Origin of the sequence: Fibrivirga algicola, assembly GCF_011742925.1 — a bacterium.
Classification (GTDB): Bacteria; Bacteroidota; Bacteroidia; order Cytophagales; family Spirosomataceae; genus Fibrella; species Fibrella algicola.
On the sequence record NZ_WAEL01000001.1, the window covers coordinates 777062 to 797223 of the forward strand.

Here is a 20162-nt window from a genome sequence, read left to right on the forward strand (position 1 = left end):
GTTGGAAAGCAGTTTCATTAATTTTGATGCTGATTAGTAGCTCACTAGTAGGGAATAGCCCCTGCATCGCTTTTTGTTAACTTGCGTAGCGTTCCCTGCGAACAACAATGCGCACCTAAACCCAAGCTTCATGCGTTTCCTATTCCTGTTTGCCTGCTTATTGGTGGCTTCGGGTGCTTATGCTCAGCAGCCTGTTAACCTCATTCCACAGCCGGTATCGGTGCAAACCCAGCCTGGTCATTTTGCGCTGACAAAAGCCACGACCATTACCTACAGTAAGCCCGAATCGGCGACCCTCGCTGCTCTGGTGGCACAGCAACTGGCCGGCCAAACCGGCTTATCACTACCGAGTAAAGCCGCGTCTGCCGCCCCGGCCAATGCCATTGCGCTGGTGCTGACAGCCACACCCGATGCCCGCCTTGGCCGCGAAGGGTACCGGCTAACCAGCAGTTCTAGAGGGGTTGTTATTACGGCCAATGCGTCGGCGGGGTTGTTTTACGGGGCGCAGACATTGCTGCAACTGGTGCCGCAGACACGTACCCAGCTAACCCTGAACGTACCTGCTGTTCAGATCGTCGATTACCCCCGCTTCGGCTGGCGCGGCGTGATGCTCGACGTGAGCCGGTCTTTCTTCCCGAAGGCCGACGTGATGCGCTACATCGACCAGCTGGCGCAGTTGAAGATTAATACCTTCCACTGGCACCTGACTGATGACAACGGCTGGCGTATCGAAATAAAATCATTGCCCCGGCTCACCAGCGTGGGGGCCTGGCGTGTGCCGCGCGATGGGCATTTTGGCGAACGACCTAACCCTAAACCGGGCGAAGCGGCTACCTACGGAGGCTTTTATACCCAGGATGAGATTCGCGAGGTAGTTCGGTACGCGCAGGCGCGCAACATTACCATTGTTCCCGAAATAGACGTACCTGGCCACAGTATGGCTATCCTGGCGGCCTACCCCGAACTGTCGTGCACTAAAGACACCTCAGCCCGGGTAAATCCCGGCACCCAATTCTCGGAGTGGTACGGTGATGGCACGTTCAAGATGCTGGTCGATAATACGCTGAATCCGTCTGACGAGGCTGTGTATACGTTTCTGGATAAGGTCTTTGGCGAAGTTGCCGCGTTGTTTCCAGGGCAATACATTCACGCCGGCGGCGACGAGTGTTACCACGGTTACTGGGCGAAAGACCCCGGTTGCCAGGCGCTGATGAAGAAAGAAGGCATGCAGAAAGTAGAGGAGTTGCAGGGCTACTTCATGAAACGCGTGGAGAAGATCATTAACGCCAAGGGAAAGAAATTCATGGGCTGGGACGAAATTCTGGAGGGCGGCGTGTCGCCCAGCGCTACGGTAATGAGCTGGCGCGGCATGAAAGGCGGCATCGAAGCGGCCAAAAACGGCCACGACGTCGTGATGTCGCCCACCACGTTCGCTTACCTTGACTACATGCAGAGTGACCCGACGCTGGAACCCCGGATCTACGCCAGTCTTCGGCTGAAAACGTGCTATAACTTCGAGCCGGTACCCGATGGCATTGATTCAACCCGGATTTTGGGAGCGCAGGGCAACCTCTGGACCGAGCAGATTCCGACCATGAGCTATGCCGAATACATGTCGTTTCCGCGCGTATGGGCCTTGTCTGAAGTGTTCTGGACACCCCGCAACCGTCGCGATTGGGCCGGTTTCGTGCCCCGGCTCGAGGCGCAGATGGAACGTGCCGAGCAAGCCGACATCAGTTACTCGCGGGCGGCCTACGATCCCATTGTAACCGTAGCCATGGCCGATAATAAGTTAACCGCTATGCTCGATACCGAACTGCCCGGGACTGAGATCTACTACTCGATCGACGACACAATGCCCGGCCGGTTTAGTCCGCGTTATACCCAACCACTGCTCATTCCGGAAGGGAACGTTACCCTGCGTGTGATCACCTATCGCAACGGAAAACCCGCCGGTCGGCAACTAACACTCAAACGCGACGAACTGGTGAAGCGGGCACCTAAGTAAGGGTACGTAAGCTTGTCTACCGTAAAGAAGGCTCAGGTACGTTGTTGACGTACCTGAGCCTTCTTTATAGCTGGTAGGGGCAGTTTCCGGTCAATGGTTTGGCAAGTTGAGATAGTGATCCTATGAGACGTTTACTTAGCCCGCGCCTGCTCAGCAATGGCTACGTCCTGAGCTACGGCGGGGCGCAGCATTGCCCAGTGAAACCGAAGTTTGTCGTTCTGGGCCGGTGTGCCGCCTTTCTGTTCGCTGAGGTGTACAAGCGGCATGTCGTTGTAAAGCGGTCGAGTGATGGCCACAACATCGTCCCAGTGTCGCAGGGCGGCCTTCAGGTGCTGAACGGCGCGTTGCTTCATGGCTTCATCGCCCGTGGTGCGATAGGTTTGTAACGCAACGGCACCGCGTAGCTTTTCGGCCAGGTGCAACCCCAGATACGACCACACCCGCACATCGGCGACTTCGTACTGCAACGATCGGTTGGCCGACGTACTGATGGATTGAACCAGCGCGAGGGCTTTCCGGCAATCGGTTTCCAGCTTGGTCGCCAGTAGGGGCGGCGTAACTTTCGCCGAGCTAACTGAGCTGCCCGCCGCTGTGGCCTTCACATAGTCGCTCACCGATACGTAATCGGGGTCAAGCGTGGGCTGTGTGATTAGCTGATTAACCGAGATATACGCTACATTTTTATCGGCATCGTGCGCCATCATGCCTTCGCTGTAGAGGGAAAAATCCCAGGTGAAGTCGAAGGCCGAGGCCAGGCGTAGCGGAGTCGATGACGCCAGTGCATAGGCGTCGAGGAGGCGGTTGGCCGATGGACCGTAGCGCCGTACAAATTCAGCCTGAAACACCGTGTCTGGCGTACCCGGATTGTACAGCAACCGGCCCCACAGTTTATAAAACAGCCATTGCCGCTCAAACGCATAGCGCCAGTCGACCGGGCTACCGGGAGTAGTGAAGTAATCGGTAGCCGGAATGTACGTTTCCGAGCCGAGGAAATAGCCGCCTACGTAGGCCTGACTATTGGCCGCTATGTGTGCACGTACGAAACTGGGTACGCCCCAGCGAAGGCAGAAGAAATCCTCGTTCCGGGCCGTCCAGGTAACTTTATAAGCGGTTGGCGTAGGCTTGAAATACGTATCGTATAGCTTGCCGCCATGCACTTTTACCAGCGTCGGCGTCGAATGAGCGTGCGACCAGTTGTATTTCAAATCCGCCCAGACAGGCCCTTCGATAAACGGTAAAGACCCCTCGCGTTCCAGTGATTTTCGGGTCAGCTTTTCGGTTTCAATACTGGTAACGCCCAGCGATCCCGTGGTGCTGGAGAACGGGATGCGGTGAATCAGCTTTGTTTTTCGATTTGCCAGCCGCATGCCGTCAATAATGGTGGCCGTCATCCAGTCTTCGCGTTTTTGGGGCGTCATGCCACCCATTCCTTCGCCCAGGGTCAGGCCAAAACCGGTTAGTTCGGGGTATTCGTTGAGTACCTGCGTTACACATTCCCGCGTGTAGCGCTTGACAATCGCCGAAGTGTCTCCATCGACAAAGTGGCGATGCTCGAGGTTATTGACAGCCGGGTTGACGTTGTAGGCTTTCGAGAATTCGGGGCTGGTGAAAATATTAAAAGGGATCAGGTACGTGTCAATGGCGCGTTCGTTAGCCATCTGGAAAATGCGCCGGAACAGGGTTTGCCACTCGGCCAGTTGCTGGTCGTTGAACGGTGTAGCTGCCGGAAAATTCGTTGGCCTGATCATAAACGTGTACGGATGCAGGTTCCACAGACTAAGGGCGTTGAACCGGTTGGCGACCATCATATCCAGAAATGCCTGCCAGTACAACGTATCCCGGCAGGTAGCGTAGTGAAGGTCAAGCGCGTAGCTGTGGCGGTAGGTGTCCCAAGGGAGATCGAATTTGATAGCCCGTAGAGCCAGATGTGGTCGTTCGGTCTGGGGCTTGATCTGCTGCAGTGACTGGCCATTTTGCAGCGCCTCGACCAGTGAAAGACAGCCATAGAGTCTGCCACGCGGATCGCCGCCGGTAATTGTCAATTCGTTTTGCTGCCGGTTAAGTGTATACGCTTCGGGACCGAGCGCGGGTGAATCCGGTGCCAATCGAATGAGAAAAGCTGCTTTTCCCTTTGACTCACTGAGTATATACTTTCGGGCGATTAAGGCTTTCTTCAGTTGTGTTACTGCGTAGTTGGTTTGCAACGATTGATCGGCAGATTGAATCATGACGCGTTGGGCGGTGCTGGTCAGGCAGATGCCGAGCAGGAGGGTGAACAGGCAGAAGCGCATAGTGGAAGCAATAAGTTAATTGGTCCGCCCGCCGGTGTGGCATCATAGGGAGTTGGCAGTGTAGATGAAAAGGCAGGATACAGGTGGGTCTCCTGTGTGTCGGTTGTGGAAGCCGCTACTAGTGGCCTATATCCCGGTTGGCTGGCACAAAATACGCCGGAGCGGAGTTATCAGTTTGTATGATTGAGCTACTGACCATAGCCACGTTTGTAGGCTATATTATCTATTTACGGAAGTACGCGGATCAGCGCAGCACGGCTGAAAAACAAGCTGACCAACTGCGCGAAGGCATCGATTTGTACCAGGCCGATCAGTTTGCGGCGGCACTGGCATACTTCAACCAGGCGATACAGGCACAACCTAAACTTGGCGTTGCCTACCTCTACCGCGCCCGCATTTACCGTGTACTTGGTGACAGTAAAGCCGCTCTGCACGATCTGGAAACGGGCAAGAGTTACGATGATACTATTGCCGATCTACATCTGGAAACTGGCCAGATTCACTACCAGTCAGGCGATTATACGGCTGCTTTTCAGGATTTTGACAAAGCCGTTTTTCACGGAGCAACGGCCGATGCCTACCAGTGGCGCGGGCTTACGCGGCAGCGAACAGGGCAGTCCGAAGAGGCCGCGCGTGATCTCGCCAAAGCCGAGTCGGTGGTCGCTGCGGTTCAGGCGGTGCCGGGTACGTCTCAGGCGGCAAAAACTGGCTTTGCCAACCGCTCTTTCCTGATCAACGCCGCCTGTACGATGGCCAATGCGCTACTGCTTTTGTATGTTATTAAAGAGAGTTCCGTCATTCACTGGCCCTACCTGCTGGCGGCGTTTTCAGCGGGGGCCATTGGCTTTGCCGAACCGCGTAAAGGGTGGGCATTGGCTATACTCCAAGCGGTGCTTATCTGGATGGGCTATATGTATGTGGTGGGCCCGTCTGAGTCGAGCGTGGACCGGGAAGTTGAACTGTTCAGCCTGTATGGGGCCATGGGATTGACCTTTGCGGGTAGTTTTCTGGGCAGTATTCTAAAACGGGCGCAGGCGGGTTCCTAACTTTCGAACGTAGAATTAACTGAAGAGTAGGCCATGTGTGCTACTTTCGCCCCTCCAAAAATAAGTTAGCTCCGGTACGTATGGCCCTTCAAACAACTGTTAAGATATCGAACGTAACAAACCTCAGCGATGCTCGTTACTGCGCTGGCATGGGCGTTGACCTGCTTGGTTTTTCGATGGATACCACCAGCCCGGATTACATCGAACCGGCCCGATTCAGCGAGATTCGGGGTTGGGTTGCCGGTGTGCACATCGTAGGCGAAACCAATAGCGTTGATCCCGAACAGATTGAACAACTACTAGCCGATTACCAGCCCGATGTGTTGCAGGTCGACGAAGTAGCCCTGTTGCCATACCTCAGTACGCTTGGTAAACCCCTGATGCTGCGCGTTGACCTGACCAAGACATCGCTGGAACAACTCGACGCCGTAGCCAACACGTCATTGCCGGGTATTGATTACCTGCTGTTGGAAAGTCAGTCGATTATCCATCTCGATGAGGCTCTGAAAACGGCTTTATTGCAGGTAGCCAGCCGCCACTCGGTATTGCTCGGTATTGGCTTTGAGGCCAGTACCATTCAGGCCCTCCTGGCCGAGTTGCCCGTTGCTGGTATTGCCCTGACCGGTGGAAATGAAGAACGCCCCGGAAGCCGTGACTTCGGGGCGCTCATGGATATTCTGGAAGTGATTGAAGTAGAGTAGCTTCAGGTGTCAGGTACTTCGCTCAATTCCCCTCTGGTTGTGAGCGAAGCACTTGAGACTGACTACACGACTACGATATCGCTTTTACCTGCATCCCAGGTAACGCGCTTTCCGGTGTGTAATGCCTTGGTGGCCATGATGTTGGCTACCGAGTGGTTGAAGCCTACGCGGGCTGGTGCATTTGGTTCTTTCCGGCTGCGTACGCACTCCATCCAGTTCCGCATGTGCAGCGAGGTCATCTGATCACCGCCCGTATTGGCGCTGGTTTCGATCTTTGGGCCCTGCGCCAGAGTCTGCTCGGCCAGCAGGTTGGGCTGCATGCCCATCTCGCGGGCTGCGCCAGCTTTCAACCCCCCTTCCGCTGTGATCTTGTTCGTGTCGAGGTTGATCATACCACCGTTCGAGTAGTAGTATTCCTTGGTGCCGCCCGCCTCGTTGTGCATCCGCGACGAGTACATCACCTGGAAACCCTTGGTTTTGTCATTGTCCGGACCGTAATCGAATACCGCCGTAAACGTATCGGGGTTAACGCGGCCATCTTTCCAGACGTATACGCCGCCGTTGGCCACCACCGAACGGGGGTGATCCAGCCCGCTGAACCAGTGAACGGTATCGATCTGGTGCGACATCCACTGGCCAGGAATACCTGACGAATAGGGATAGAATAACCGGTATTCGAGGTATTTGCGTGGGTCCCAGGCTTCGGCGGGCCGGTTCAGTAAGTAGCGCTTCCAGTCGGTATCTTCCTGCCGGATCTCAGATACCAGTTTAGGCCGGCGCCAACGACCGGGCTGGTTCACGTTCCAGGTCATTTCAACCATCGAGACGTCGCCAAATTTGCCTGACTTGATAAAGTCGTTGGCGGCGTGGTAATTGGGAGCTGACCGGCGCTGCGAACCAACCTGCACAATCTTTTTCGATTTCTCAACGGCTTTCAGCGCTTTGCGTGCGTCTTCCATCGATTCGGCGAATGGTTTTTCAACGTATACGTCGCGGCCAGATTCTACCGCATCGGCGCAGTGGATAGCGTGCTGGAAATCGGCCGTACTGATGATTACTGCGTCGATGTCTTTCCGGTCGAGGAGTTCATCGTTGTTGCGGCACATAGCGAAATTATTGGCATCGGCCCAGCCTTTACCCGTCAGGAATGACTTGGCCTCGTCGCGACGGCGATTCCAAAGGTCAGAAACGCCCACGAATGAGAAGTTCATCTCTTTGGCGTGATCAGAGAAAGCTGGTGCAAGTGACTGACGAAACCGGTCTGAGAAGCCGATTACGCCTACCCGTACCCGTTCGTTCGAACCGATGATGCGGCCGTAGCTGCTGGCAGAGAAACTCATGCCCAAACCTGCGAGAGCAGATGTTTTTAAAAATTCACGTCTATTATGCATAAGCAATTGCAAGTTTAAATGGGGAATTTCAGAGTTTGAGTAATGTATTCTTTGTTCGTCTGGGCGCACTGCAGGGCAGTACGACCCGGATCGGGAATGCCATCCAGTTCGACGATCCCCCAACCGTTGAACTTAATCGTTTTCAGTGCCTTAAATACCGCAGGTACGTTCACGTTACCCCGGCCTAACTCCACAAACTTGTAAGCATTGCCGGGCCGGTCGGGTAGGGGCGACATGGTGTCTTTCAAGTGGAGCGAGTGGATGATATCCTTGTATTGAATGACCGCCTTTTCGGGCTGGCCGCCACCCTGCTGGAAGTGAGCGATATCGAGCAGTAGCCGGATGAATTTGGGGTTCATCGCCTGCACAATCACCTCTACCTCAGCGGGTGTTTCGCCAAGCTGGTGCATGTGGTTATGGTACACCGCCTGTACGCCCAGATCAGCTGTTTGTTTGCCGATCTCGTTCATGACGGTTGCCAGCCGCTTCAACTCGTCTGTAGTTGGGAGCCGATCTTTTGGCCGAACCGAATTGGTGAGTTGAATAGCCGATCCGCCCAGCGCCTTCACAAAACTGGCGTGGGCCACGTGCTGATCGATGGTGCTTTGAAACTTAGCGGGGTCTATTTCTACGTTGCCACTCGAAAACATGGCCAGTTGTAAACCATGCTGATCCAGCATTGCCTTCAGCTCGGATGGCTTGGTCCGGTAGGGACCGAACGCGTTGGCGCGAAGCTGAATGCCTTTAAAACCGGTTGAGGAGATATCGGTGATTGCCTGTGCATCATTCCCGCCCCAGGTAATAGCCGAGTAGGCAATTTGCAGGCCGGATTTTGGTGGAAATTCGCCCGCCAAACTTTCAGCGCCAGCAGCCAGCACAAGTGCGGAGGCTCCAGCGGCCTGCATAAATTGCCGGCGATTTATTCCCAGCTGCTCCGCCCTGTCAGGGAGAGCGTGGGCCGCGCGGTTGTCAGACCGCTGACGGTTTAGCAGTATTGATAATAGCTGTTGCTTCATGACAGCCAAAGTATCGACGTTTGGCTTTCTACTAGAACAGCAGTTATCGATAAAAAACAAAAACCGGTCACTGCCAGGCAATAACCGGTTTTTCAAACGAGGTATTTACGCTTACTTGGTAATAACTTTCACGTTAATTTTTTTCTGAGGTTGCTTTCCTAGCTCACCCACTTTAACGCCAGTACCCAGGCCAATCGCGTCGACGCGGAGATAGTTGATGCCAGCGCCAACGAGCTGCTGTTTGATGGCATTGACCCGCTTAAAGGACAATACTTTATTCGTTAGCCCGGCCGCTGGACCGGGTGCGTCATTGGCATACCCCTGTAACTGAATTTGCAGCGTAGGGCGGGCCTTCAGTAGAGTGATCAACTCGTTGACCTGTCTCTGCGAAGCGGCTGTCATACTCAGCGATGCTGGATCGAAAGTGACACCTGTCAGGCCGAATACGCGTCCCTTAGGCTGAGCGGCATCATTTAGGTAAGCGGTCAGAGCGGTGCTGAAGGCCGCATCTGTTGGGACCGACGTGGCCATGCCAGTGGCGGTAGTAGCCGATGTGGCTGAAGTTGCTGCGGGGCGGCTGGCCGTGGTGTCCACAGGAACGGCCAGTGAGCGGGCTACGGTATCAGACTGGGTCGTGTCGCCGAGGGACGCTAGTTCATCCGATGACTGAGACCCGTCTGTTGAGAAATTCTTGCTGTTCTGCCAAATGAAATAACCGCCCACGGCAATGGCGGCAACGATGATGGCTCCGATGAGCCATTTGCCCGCTGAACCACCCGATTCGTTGTCGAGGTCGGGTTCAAAGGATACCGTCGACGTAGGAACAGGCCGGATAGCCGGTCCATTGGTACTACGTGGGGGTATTGCCTGCGCCGTGCGTTTAGCCGGTGCGGCAACGCCTGCCACGATCTGCTGGATGCCTACTTTCTCAACAAGCTGCGGAAACAAATTTTCCGGCACTGCATTGATGAAGGCCTCCCGCTGATCGAACAGCGAAGCAGCCAGTCCGTCGGCGTCGAGTTTCTTTTCTTTCACCTGCTTCCCCAACACGTCCAGCACAACGCCGGCGGTGAGGCCGAGCAGCGAAATCGCCGACGAGTTACGGATACCGGCATAGCTCGAAATCATACCGGCGATGGAGCTTTTCATGGCCGGAAGTAACCGGCTGATGGCCTCGTTGCCGGTGGTGATAACTGCGTGGGTCTGGGTTGCGTCTTTCAGAACGCTGTTCAGGTTGGAGGAAAGCGAACCATCGTAACCACTTTTCTGGAGTTGGCTAAATAGTTGATTAACACCAATTTCGGTAGTCGTTCGTTTCAGCAGGCCGCCAAAGACGGTGTGAACTAAGCCTTCAACGGCTTTTGTGGTTTTCTCCGCAGGCTCATCCTCGTACAAGGCAATTTTGGCCAGTACCTCAGGGGTAAGCACTTCGTTAAACGCACCAAATAAAGTCATGATGATTGGTCAGTATACAGTTACTATACGAATGCCCATTCGCCTCGGTCATTCCGCCAGCTTCGTAGTTATCAGTGGATGGGTCACTCCCGGATGCACGGGTGAGGTAGTCGGTCCCTACGGCCCGGTGAAGCTGTCTAGCCTACGCATCCTGTCCCAAAATTAAACACACTTTTTCAATGGTTACCACTCAATCATTTATTAAATGTTGGGTTACTGCCTTTTCTGTAATTGATTCAGTGCCTGCTGGTAGTCATCATCCACGGCCCGAAGCCGTTGCTGGCAAAACGCAATGAGTTCGGTCGCCTGCCTGATACGACCGGGTAATTCGTCGAGGGGCACGGCTTCGTTCTCTATCTCGTCAACGAGCGAACTCAATTGTTCGTATGCTTCCTGGTAAGTCATGTTGGGTTGATTGGCCATTAACATTGATTCAATCAGCCGTATTGCGCAGGTACGTTCCCAGGCAATGCAGCCGGTTGTTCATCACGGTTAATCGGTAACAGTTAAGTGAATAGTGCCGTCGGCGAATTGGGCCTGTACGTCATCTCCGGGGTTAAACGCATCGGCGCGGGTTAGAATCTGGCCGTTTCGGCTGAGCATAGCGTACCCCCGGCGGAGTACATTGACCGGGTCGAGGTGGCGAACGGCGGTTGTCTTTTCAGTCAGCTCAATGTGGCGGTTGCGCAGGTACGTCTGGGTGCCATACCGAAACCGTTCGGTCAGTACGTCAACGTCTTCGCGGGCGTTCTGCATGGCTACCCGGCTGGCTTCGGCCACGCGATAGGCCATCTGAAGGCAATTTTCCTCAAATACCCGGTTGTGTTCAATCAAAAAAACAGCGGCTTTGGTGGGCGTTTTCACGCTTTGGTGGCAGAGCATATCAGTGATGCTGACGTTGCGGTCGTGCCCAATGCCAGCCAGAATCGGGAACGGACAGCTAGCTACCGCTACCCCCATACGCAGGGTGTCGAACGCGCCGAAATCGAGTTGCGAGCCGCCGCCCCGCACGATCACAACGGCATCGTAGGGTACGTTGCAGCGAATAATCTCTTCTAGCTGCGTACATATAGCTTTGTCGGCCCCCTGCCCCTGTACTTGTGTAAGGTACTCGTCGATGGCGAAGTGGTAGCCCCAGGGGTTGTTGACGAGCTCCTGCCGGAAGTCGCGCCAACCGTCGGAGTTGGGGGCGGTGATGAGGGCAATGCGTTGCCAGACAGCCGGCCGGTCCAGCATCTGGTTGCTGGTGATGTACTGCCCCTGATCCATCCAGACGAACTGCGAATGCTCGCGGACGAGTGTATCCAGCACCGCCTGTCGTTCGCGCTCGATGTTGCCCATCGTGTAGGCATGGTCGATCTGGTGAATTTCCAGCCGCATGCCATAGACCGGGCTGTAGGTGACCGACACCAGCATCAGCAGTTGCAGGTTCCGGGCAAAGGCAACGCCCGTGGCCGCTTCGAATGCCCGGAGAATGGGGTAGTTTTTTCGCCAGATCACCGCATCAAGCTTGGCAACCGTCTGATTTCCTTCCCTTTCTACCAGCCCCAGAAAGCAATATTGCCGGTCGGGGTAATTCTTGATATCGCTTGTTTCGGCCAGTACCCACATGGCTTTCCCACCGAAGTTTTCTTCGAGAACGGCGTCGATGGTGTAGGCCAGGTCAGATAAACGGATTGGAGACATAGTGAATGTACGAATGGCACTGTTGGCTTACGCAGTTGGGAGGCAGGCTACTCTGGTAAATGAGCCAATTGTAGCTCGTCTATCGTACTGCAAACCTCAGCAACACCCGCCGCCGTCGTAAAAGTAAGTTGATGGCGAAATGAAGATATCATCGCGACCCAGCGCAGCCAAGGCTCCCGCCGTTTTATCGCATACGGCCAGTGGCTGATTGGGCAGTAAGACGTGGCCCTTATGATCGTCGAAATGGTCGTTATCGCCGAAGTAGATGGCGGTACGGCCTGTAAAGATACACGGTCCATCGGCAGGCATTGGATCTTTAATGGCGCATACTTCCACGCTTTCAATGTAAATCAGCTCATCGGTGGCGTAGTGATTTGGCGATAACACCCGGTAGGCCCGTTTGGCACGTACCTCCACGGTGCCGAAGCCCACGCTGGTGATCACGTCTAAATAGTCGTTCAGTGGTAACGAACCCGTGAGGCAAAGGGCCCGCAGCCGGTCGTCGTTCCGCAGGGCTTCCGACATGGGCTGTTCGCAGGTAGGGTCCGACATCACCAGCCGACCGTGTGGCTTCAGCACCCGGTACACTTCTTCAAGGGCAACGCGCAGGTCGTCGGCTTTGAAAATATTGAACAAACAGTTCTGCGCCGCCACGTCAACGCTGTTGTCATCAACGGGTAGCGACAAAGCACTGCCTTTGCGAATATCCATGAAATCGCGCTGAAACCAGGGGTTTTGCGCCTCTGCCTCCACCAGGTTTTCCTGACAGGCCGTTAGCATCTCATCGACAATATCGACGCCGATGATGGCCCCTGGCCTCCGACTGAAGTAGGCAAACTGAAGCAACTCCATACCACCGCCAATGCCTACGTACATTACTGTCGGGCTATTGACCAGATCGCGCGGATTTACGGTGCTGCCGCAGCCGTAATTCATCTCCAGCATCCGTTTCGGAATGCTCAGGCCGGGCAGTTGCCAAACGGGGTTTGTGGTGCAGCAGAGGCCAACATCCGGTGTTTCGGCGGCCTGTTTATAAACGTCGATGGTAGCGTCGAGGTAGGACATAGTTTGAGGTTTTGTTTGTGATTTGACGTTTGTGGGTTGATGTGGCGCTGCTGATCAGCGAACCGGTTGGTCAGCAGCATAATATCAAACCACAAACGTCAAACCCAAACCAGTTTTAAGCCGTTGCGCCGCCGCAGCTCGAACCGGCGCCGGCGGTGCAGGCGTAACAATGTTCATTGACAATGATGCTGCGCTGATTCAGGGTATCGGCGTTGAAATCGCGAATGTGGGTGATGGGGCTGGCCACGTTGAGGTCGAGCATCTGGTTGAAATCACAGTCGTACAATTGCCCGTCCCACCCAATGGAAATGGTGTTGCGACACATGACGCCCGCTGCTGCCGACGGGTTGAACGAATTGACCAGCTTTTCCATGTAGCCCTCGTAGTTGCCCGACGAGATCAGGTAATCCAGATAGCGGCTTACAGGTACGTTGGTGATGGCGTACAGATCGTTGAACACCAGCCCAAACTCATCGGCGAGTACCCGTTTGAACTGCCGTTTCAGGCCAGCCTGATCGCCGGGGAGAAAAGCCCCGTTGGGGTTATACACCAGGTTGAGTAGCAGGCCACGTTCATCTTGCCCATAACCAACCTCGTTGAGCATCTTCATGGCCCGGATCGAGTCGGCAAACACGCCTTTACCCCGTTGCCGATCTGTTTTGTCGGCGTTGTAAAAGGGCAATGAACTCACCACCTCGATCTTGTGATCCCGGAAAAATTCGGGCAGATCATAGTACTTTGGGTTGGCGACAATGATGGTCAGGTTGCAGCGCACAATCACGTGGCGCCCCAGTTTCGTGAGTTCTTCGACAAACCAGCGGAAATCGGGGTTCATTTCAGGCGCGCCGCCGGTCAGGTCAACCGTAGGGATGTTGGTTTTTGACAGGGCGTCGAGGCATTGCTGCATCGTTTCGCGGGTCATGATCTCTTTCCGATCCGGCCCGGCATCAACGTGGCAGTGGCGGCAAACCTGGTTGCACATTTTGCCGACGTTTACCTGAAAAATCTCGATCTGAGTGGGCGTCAGTGGAAACAGGCCAACGCTGTTGATCTTATCGCTAAAGGAGGGCAGGCCCAGCTTCGCAAATGTTTCGTTCTCGATAAAGTCGAGTTGCGCCGCCGAACTGGCCAGAGCATGTCCAGAGGCTTTCAGTGATTTCATGTAGAAAGGCGTTTCAGGTATCAGGTACGGCGGGCAATCAGGCATCGTACGGCCGGCGACACTACCTGGCGCCGGCGCGTTGGCATTAATTACATGCTCAGGTCCTTGGCTTTGTTCATCATCTGCACGCCATGCACCAGAGTAGCACCTCCTCTGATAGCGGCTGCTACGTGCACAGCTTCCATCATTTCCTGTTCCGAGCAGCCCTTTTCGAGCGTATCGCTGGTGTAAGCATCAATGCAATAAGGACACTGCACGGTATGGGAAACGGCTAATGCAATCAGCGACTTTTCGCGGGCAGTGAGCGCACCCTCGGCAAACACGGCACCGTAGTAAGCAAAAAACTTGTCGGCAAACTCCTTTTGAAACTCACCAATCTGACCGAATTTTTTGAGATCGGCCGGGTCATAATACGTCTGCATGATTAGCTGTTTTTTTGATGTACGTAAACAATAACGGGTGAAATCGATAAATCGTGAACGAGAGATTCATTGAATCTACACATAAAGTAACATTCACTCACGATTTGTCGATTTTACCCGTCGCATCAGAGACCTTCAAACTGCCGCAGAAAACGGACGTCGTTCTCGAAATAGAGGCGGAGGTCACGTACCTGGTATTTCAGCATCGTGATGCGCTCGATACCCATGCCGAAGGCGAAACCGGTGTACTCGTCGGGGTCGATGCCGCAGTTTTCCAGTACGTTGGGGTCAACCATGCCCGAACCGGCAATTTCCACCCAGCCGGTGTGTTTGCAGACGTTGCAGCCGCTGCCCCCGCAGATCTGGCACGAAATGTCGATTTCGGCGCTGGGTTCAGTGAACGGAAAGTATGAGGGGCGGAAACGGATTTTCGTTTCTTTCGTAAAGAGCTCTTTCACAAAGTGGTAGAGCGTGTCTTTCAGGTCTTTGAAGCCCACATTGCGGTCAATGTAGATACCTTCTACCTGATGGAACTGGCAGTGCGCTCGCGCCGAAATAGCCTCGTTGCGATACACCCGGCCCGGCATGATCGACCGGATGGGTTTGAATCCGCCTGGACTGTTGCGCACGTGTTCCATCAGCCGAATCTGCACGTTCGAGGTGTGGGTACGTAGCAGCATGTCGTCCGATACGGCACCACCTGATTTCTCAACGAAAAACGTGTCCTGCATTTCGCGGGCAGGGTGGTTGTCGGGGAAGTTCAGGGCTCCGAAATTGTACCAGTCTGATTCGATTTCCGGCCCGTCGGACACGTTAAAGCCGATGCGCTCAAAGATTTGGATAATGCGTTGCCGAACCAGGCTCAGCGGGTGCTGGGTGCCGGTCAGATTCGGGATAACGGGCAGCGTAAGGTCAACGGCTGGTTGCGAGCCTGCCGCCTGCTGCTGAGCCTCTACCTGCTCCTGAAAGGCGGTGAAGCGATCCTGAGCCAGGTTTTTCAGGCCGTTGAGTTGCTGGCCCAGCGCCCGGCGATCTTCTGCGGCGGCGGTTTTCAGGCCCTCGAACAGCTCGGTAACCGCCCCTTTTTTGCTCAGGTAGCGCAGCCGGTACTGCTCCAGTTCGTCTTTAGTGGTTACGGTCGCCTGCTCAATTTCGGCGTATAGTTGGGCAATAGTCTCAGTCATGAAAGGGAACGAAGTAGTTTGTGGTTTGCTGTTGTGCTGCCCGGAAACGAGTTGTGAATCAGCAGCGTAACGTCAGATCACAAACGTCAAACTCTAAACAGATACATACAAAGATAAGCCCTATGGGTAAAGCAAGTACGTTTTCCGTAGCTCTTTGTACCGGCTTAGGGCTGGCTCCCAGGACTGACGGATGGCTTTTTCCGGTACGCCAGCGATCACCTGTTTGCGAAGCTGGTCGGTACCGGCGAGTTTGTCGATGAAGTTACTGGCCAGGAAGAATTTGTCTTTGTCGGGCGATTTCCGGTAAAAATCAAGCAGGTACGTGAGTGAAAAGCCCAGCTTTTGCGCGTTGATTTTCGTGAGGTCGAGGCCATAGCAGAGCTTCCCTTCGTTGGGCGGGTTCATTGCTCCAGGCTTGTCGACGGGGGTGAAGGTATAGGTTTTGCCATTGCCCGCGCCCAGGTACGTTGGGGAGCCAATCACCTGAAACTGATGGTCGGTACCGCGCCCAACACTAACCACCGTGCCTTCGAAAAAGCAGAGCGACGGGTACAGCAAAATTGACTGCCGGTTGGGGAGGTTTGGCGACGGGGCAATGGGCAGGGTGTATGGGGTCTGGTGCGTGTAGTTCAGCACCGGAACAACCGTTAGGGCGCAGGTACGTGCCCCGGCCAGCCATTTTTCGCCGTTGATCATGCGGGCCAGTTCACCCACCGTCAGCCCATGCACAACCGGGATGGGGTGCATGCCCACGAACGATTTGAACGCTGGATCGAGCACCGGGCCGTCTACATAGTGTCCGTTGGGGTTGGGCCGGTCGAAGACGATCAATGGCTTATTGGCCTCGGCGCAGGCTTCCATGACGTAATGCAGCGTGCTAATGTAGGTGTAGAACCGCACGCCAACATCCTGAATATCAAAAACAACCACGTCGAGCGAATCGAGCATGGCTTTGCTGGGCTTGTAGTCTCTGCCGTAGAGCGAAACAATGCTGATGCCTGTTTTGGGGTCTTTGGCATTGCTGATCTTTTCGCCGGCGCTGGCTGTGCCCCGAAAACCGTGTTCGGGTGCGAAAATGGTGCGGATAGGTACGCCCAGCGCTTTCAAGCTATCGACCACGTGTGTTTTCTGGATGGTCGACGTCTGGTTGACGACCATGCCGACCCGTTTGCCGGTGAGCGAACTGAGGTAAAGCTGCGTTTGTTCGGCCCCTGTTTGCAGCGGCTTTTTTTGGGCCAGCGCAGGAAACGCCAGCAGGCAGAGTACGAGGAAATTTTTCATAATGTTTACCGTACCCCCAATCGATTTCCTGTTTTCAGGTGGTCCGGCATTCCGGAAAGGGGTAGGGTTAGTTAGGTAAGCGAATAATAAAGGTGGTTTGTTCGCCGGGGGTCGTTTCTACCGACAGCGTACCGCCGTGACCTTTGGTAATAATATCGAAGCTGAGGCTCAGGCCCAGTCCGGTGCCTTCGCCGGTGGGTTTAGTGGTGAAAAAGGGTTGGAAAATTTTTCGTTGTAGCTCGGCCGGAATGCCATTGCCGTTATCCTTCACGCGCAGTTCGAGCCCGTCGGGGTGCTGCACGGTGATGAACCAGACCGTTGGATAGTAGCCCTCAGGCATAGCCTTGGCCTTTTCGCGAACCGCATAAAACGCATTGTTGAACAGATTCAGCAGTACCCGCCCAATGTCTTGACTGACCACATTGGTCGATTCGAGCAGCGGGTCGAGGCTGGTGTGGAGCGTGGCGTTGAAGGCCTTGTCTTTGGCCCGCAATCCGTGGTAGCTTAACCGCAGGTATTCGTCGCCGAGGGCGTTGAGGTCGGTTTTTTCCTTGTCGCCGCTGCTGGTGCGCGAGTGTTGAAGCATACCCCGCACAATGCTGGCCGCCCGCTGCCCGTGCTGGCTGATCTTACTCACATTCTGGTAGATGTCACCCAGCATTTCGCCTTCCAGTTCGAGGTCGCGTTCCTGGCTGGGTCGCGTGTGTTCCTGCCTGAGTTCCTCCAGTAACTCGGTCGACACGTCGGCAAAGTTGTTGACGAAGTTGAGCGGGTTCTGAATCTCGTGGGCGATACCGGCCGTCAGTTCACCCAGCGAGGCCATCTTCTCGCGCTGAATGAGTTGGGTCTGGGTTTCGCGCAGGTTTTGCAGCGACTGGTTCAGTTTCGCCGTTCGCCGGGCCACCTGCTGCTCCAGCAACTCTTTCTGCTGGGTCAGGATTGTTTCTTTCTCCGTCGATAGCTTCTCTACCTCAGCCAGGCGGTTCTGCAGGGCGTCGTTGGTCTGGTCGTGCTCCTTAGCTAGCAAAATGGCCAGAATCGTAGGAATCGATATAGACATGATGGTGCCGAAAATCAGAATAACATTCCCATCAGGTACGATTTTCTTCATCGATAATATGGCGATTATCACCGAACCCACCACCACAACTACGATCAGGATCGATACGCTGATAAGCACCAGTACGGCATTGTACTGTTTGTTGCGAATGGCAATCAGGCTAATTCGGAAGCCATCGAGGAAGAGCAGAAAGAGGGCAAACCCACGGGCAATCATAAGGGCCAGCGTAAAGGTGGGGTTATACATGGGTATGGCCATTGCCAGTGTGGTCAACAACGCAAAGCTCGCCAGCAGGCCAAACAGCAACCCCCGTTTTTGCTGCAGGTAACTGTAATAGGTCGCCAGCAGCATCACTGCGAAGGCTGTACTGAGCAGGCTACCCACAAAATTGAACCAACTGGCCAGGTACAGGCTTCGCACGTAGGGCGGGAGGTCGTTGGCAATGGTGCCCAGACAGAACAGCAACATGGTAGCCCCGAAAATGAGGTTGATCGATTGCCGCCGGTAGATGTAGTAAAGGAAGTGAATGGCCGCCAGCATCAGGAACATACCCAGAGTCAGGTATTCTTGTAGGGTGCCTGCGTGGATGTCGTCGGCAATGCCAACGGCGAACCGGGTTGGTGAGGCAAATTCAATGCTGAACGTGCGCTGTTTTTCAATGTATTGCGGTATGTACCAGGGGTTTGGGTACGTGGCAAAGCGCGCCGCCAGCACGTGACGCCCGGCAGACAGGCCAGGAAGTACATGAATTTCACCCTGTACGCGCTTGTGCTTCACGGTAGTTTCGGCCGAACGCCCCACTTTGCCAAGGCGGGCAAACGGCTGACCGTCAACGAAGAGTTCGGCGGCTCCGTTCAGAAAGATAAACAGGGGAATAGGCTGGTTGGCCACCGCCGAATCGAGCTGGATGGTTGTTCGAAACCAGCTGATGCCAGCGGTGGCTACCTGCGGCAGCCGATCAATCGGACGCGACGCCTTGATGGTGTCCCAGCGGCTGTCGTCGAGGGTGGGGGAGGCCCAGGCTGCCTGATCGCCTGCCCGCCACCGCCACGCCAGCTTGGGGGTTAGCCCCTTTTTGGGCACTTTGTCTATCTTGAATACCCCTTGCTGAGCCAATCCGCAATGGCTGAGGGCTAACAGTAAAAACAGGAAGACAACGCGCATGGTAGGTGGCCAGGGTAGTGGTAGTCTGCAAATTAATTGATCTGACCCAACTTGCACGTTACTTCTGGTACCAGCGGGGCAATGGCCTTATGCCGCGGTAGCCAGTTTGGATACTGACTGCTCAAACAGGGTTACGTCATCGTCGGTCAAGTCCAAATGCGTCACAAACCGTACCAGTTGCGGGCCAAACGCTACGGCCAGAATGCCCTGGTCGTTCAGTTTGGCGAGGTAATCGGTATTGGTGATGCCATCGACCAGCCGAACAATAACGATGTTGGTTTCAACCGGCAATACTTCGGCCACTTCGGGCTGGTTAGCCAGAATGTGCCCAATCTGCCGCGCGCGCGAGTGGTCGACTTTCAGGCGTTCGATATGGTGGTCGAGCGCGTAGATGCCCGCCGCCGCCAGAAAACCCGCCTGCCGCCAGCCGCCGCCCATCAGTTTTCGGAATCGCCGGGCCTGGGTGATAAACGCCGCTGAGCCCACGAGCAACGAGCCCACCGGACAGCCAAGGCCTTTCGACAGGCAAATGCTGATCGAATCGAACACCCGGCCGTAGGCTTCGGGCGCGTCGCCGGTTTCAACCAGCGCGTTGAAGAGCCGGGCTCCGTCGAGGTGCAGTGCCAGTCCGTGTTCGTCGCAGAGTTGCCGAATGGCGGCCAGCTCGGGCAGGGTGTAGTAGCAGCCGCCGCCTTTGTTTACCGTGTTCTCGAGCGAAACCAACCGTGTAATGGGTCGGTGAACGTCGTTGGGATTGTTGATGGCCGGAGCAATAAGCTCAGGCGTGAGCTTACCCCGCTCGCCCGCCAGTAAGGCCACTGATGCCAGCGCGTTAACAGCGATGCCACCGCCCTCGTAGAGGTAGATGTGTGAGATCTGATCGCAGATGACTTCATCACCGGGCCGAACGTGGGTACGTATCGCCAGTTGGTTGGTCATGGTACCCGATGGGCAGAACAGCGCGGCTTCCATGCCAAAAAGGCGGGCGGCTTTCTGCTCAAGGGCATTCACGGTGGGGTCTTCGCCAAACACATCGTCGCCAACGGGCGCAGCCATCATGGCGGCCAGCATGGCAGGGGTGGGGCGGGTAAGGGTATCGCTGCGGAGGTCAATCATAGATCAGGTTGTACTGGATGAAGAGCAAAAGTCCGGCTAAATTAACGGTCTGTCCGTTGGCAGGCCCACAAGTTGTATACCGATTCGAGAAAATGATAGTAGAAGCCTCCAGTA

16 protein-coding genes are annotated in these 20162 nt (G+C 55.1%); 3 read left to right on the top strand and 13 right to left on the bottom strand.

Translation table 11 applies throughout. From position 1 onward, the window contains the following. Window positions 1-130: 130 nt before the first annotated feature. Window positions 131-2008 (top strand): beta-N-acetylhexosaminidase, encoded by a 1878-nt coding sequence (locus tag F7231_RS03145; protein WP_166690858.1) that lies wholly within the window; start codon window positions 131-133, stop codon window positions 2006-2008. A 131-nt stretch (window positions 2009-2139) separates the two neighbouring features. On the opposite strand, the gene F7231_RS03150 is transcribed toward F7231_RS03145, so the two are convergent. Next, complete coding sequence (locus tag F7231_RS03150) at window positions 2140-4299, bottom strand: glycoside hydrolase family 20 zincin-like fold domain-containing protein (protein WP_166690859.1); 2160 nt, start codon at window positions 4297-4299, stop codon at window positions 2140-2142. A 179-nt stretch (window positions 4300-4478) separates the two neighbouring features. Between F7231_RS03150 and F7231_RS03155 the strand changes: the two genes are divergently transcribed. Both F7231_RS03155 and F7231_RS03160 read left to right on the top strand, forming a co-directional pair. Further along, entirely contained in the window at window positions 4479-5345 is an 867-nt protein-coding gene (locus tag F7231_RS03155; protein WP_166690860.1) for a tetratricopeptide repeat protein, read from the top strand. Between the two features lie 80 nt (window positions 5346-5425). Continuing rightward, a complete protein-coding gene (locus tag F7231_RS03160; RefSeq protein WP_166690861.1) occupies window positions 5426-6046 on the top strand; it encodes an N-(5'-phosphoribosyl)anthranilate isomerase in 621 nt (206 codons plus the stop codon). Between the two features lie 62 nt (window positions 6047-6108). On the opposite strand, the gene F7231_RS03165 is transcribed toward F7231_RS03160, so the two are convergent. The 12 genes from F7231_RS03165 to F7231_RS03220 form a co-directional block, all read right to left on the bottom strand. Further along, window positions 6109-7437, bottom strand: a complete 1329-nt coding sequence (locus tag F7231_RS03165; RefSeq protein WP_085414728.1) for a Gfo/Idh/MocA family protein — start codon at window positions 7435-7437, stop codon at window positions 6109-6111. 14 nt (window positions 7438-7451) lie between these two features. Beyond that, on the bottom strand, window positions 7452-8360 hold the full coding sequence (locus tag F7231_RS03170; protein WP_374757368.1) for a sugar phosphate isomerase/epimerase family protein: 909 nt from the start codon (window positions 8358-8360) through the stop codon (window positions 7452-7454). A gap of 204 nt (window positions 8361-8564) precedes the next feature. After that, complete coding sequence (locus tag F7231_RS03175; protein ID WP_166690863.1) at window positions 8565-9908, bottom strand: DUF937 domain-containing protein; 1344 nt, start codon at window positions 9906-9908, stop codon at window positions 8565-8567. Between the two features lie 213 nt (window positions 9909-10121). Continuing rightward, entirely contained in the window at window positions 10122-10313 is a 192-nt protein-coding gene (gene xseB / locus F7231_RS03180; RefSeq protein ID WP_166690864.1) for an exodeoxyribonuclease VII small subunit, read from the bottom strand. A gap of 87 nt (window positions 10314-10400) precedes the next feature. After that, window positions 10401-11594, bottom strand: coding sequence for an exodeoxyribonuclease VII large subunit (locus F7231_RS03185; RefSeq protein ID WP_166690865.1), 1194 nt, complete (start codon window positions 11592-11594; stop codon window positions 10401-10403). A gap of 96 nt (window positions 11595-11690) precedes the next feature. Next, window positions 11691-12659 carry an arsenosugar biosynthesis arsenite methyltransferase ArsM gene (gene arsM, locus F7231_RS03190; protein WP_085414723.1) on the bottom strand — a complete coding sequence of 323 codons (969 nt, stop codon included), beginning with the start codon at window positions 12657-12659 and terminating at the stop codon, window positions 11691-11693. A gap of 115 nt (window positions 12660-12774) precedes the next feature. Further along, entirely contained in the window at window positions 12775-13821 is a 1047-nt protein-coding gene (gene arsS / locus F7231_RS03195; protein ID WP_166690866.1) for an arsenosugar biosynthesis radical SAM (seleno)protein ArsS, read from the bottom strand. Window positions 13822-13910: 89 nt separating this feature from the next. Continuing rightward, window positions 13911-14243 (bottom strand): arsenosugar biosynthesis-associated peroxidase-like protein, encoded by a 333-nt coding sequence (locus F7231_RS03200; protein ID WP_085414722.1) that lies wholly within the window; start codon window positions 14241-14243, stop codon window positions 13911-13913. Window positions 14244-14368: 125 nt separating this feature from the next. Then, a complete protein-coding gene (gene pheS, locus F7231_RS03205) occupies window positions 14369-15427 on the bottom strand; it encodes a phenylalanine--tRNA ligase subunit alpha (protein ID WP_085414721.1) in 1059 nt (352 codons plus the stop codon). 120 nt (window positions 15428-15547) lie between these two features. Then, entirely contained in the window at window positions 15548-16708 is a 1161-nt protein-coding gene (locus F7231_RS03210) for an exo-beta-N-acetylmuramidase NamZ family protein (RefSeq protein WP_166690867.1), read from the bottom strand. A 67-nt stretch (window positions 16709-16775) separates the two neighbouring features. After that, the gene (locus F7231_RS27295) at window positions 16776-18932 is read right to left on the bottom strand and encodes an ATP-binding protein (protein WP_229369558.1); all 2157 of its coding nucleotides are present in this window, start codon (window positions 18930-18932) and stop codon (window positions 16776-16778) included. 87 nt (window positions 18933-19019) lie between these two features. Further along, the gene (locus tag F7231_RS03220) at window positions 19020-20048 is read right to left on the bottom strand and encodes a threonine aldolase family protein (RefSeq protein ID WP_166690868.1); all 1029 of its coding nucleotides are present in this window, start codon (window positions 20046-20048) and stop codon (window positions 19020-19022) included. Window positions 20049-20162: the final 114 nt, after the last annotated feature.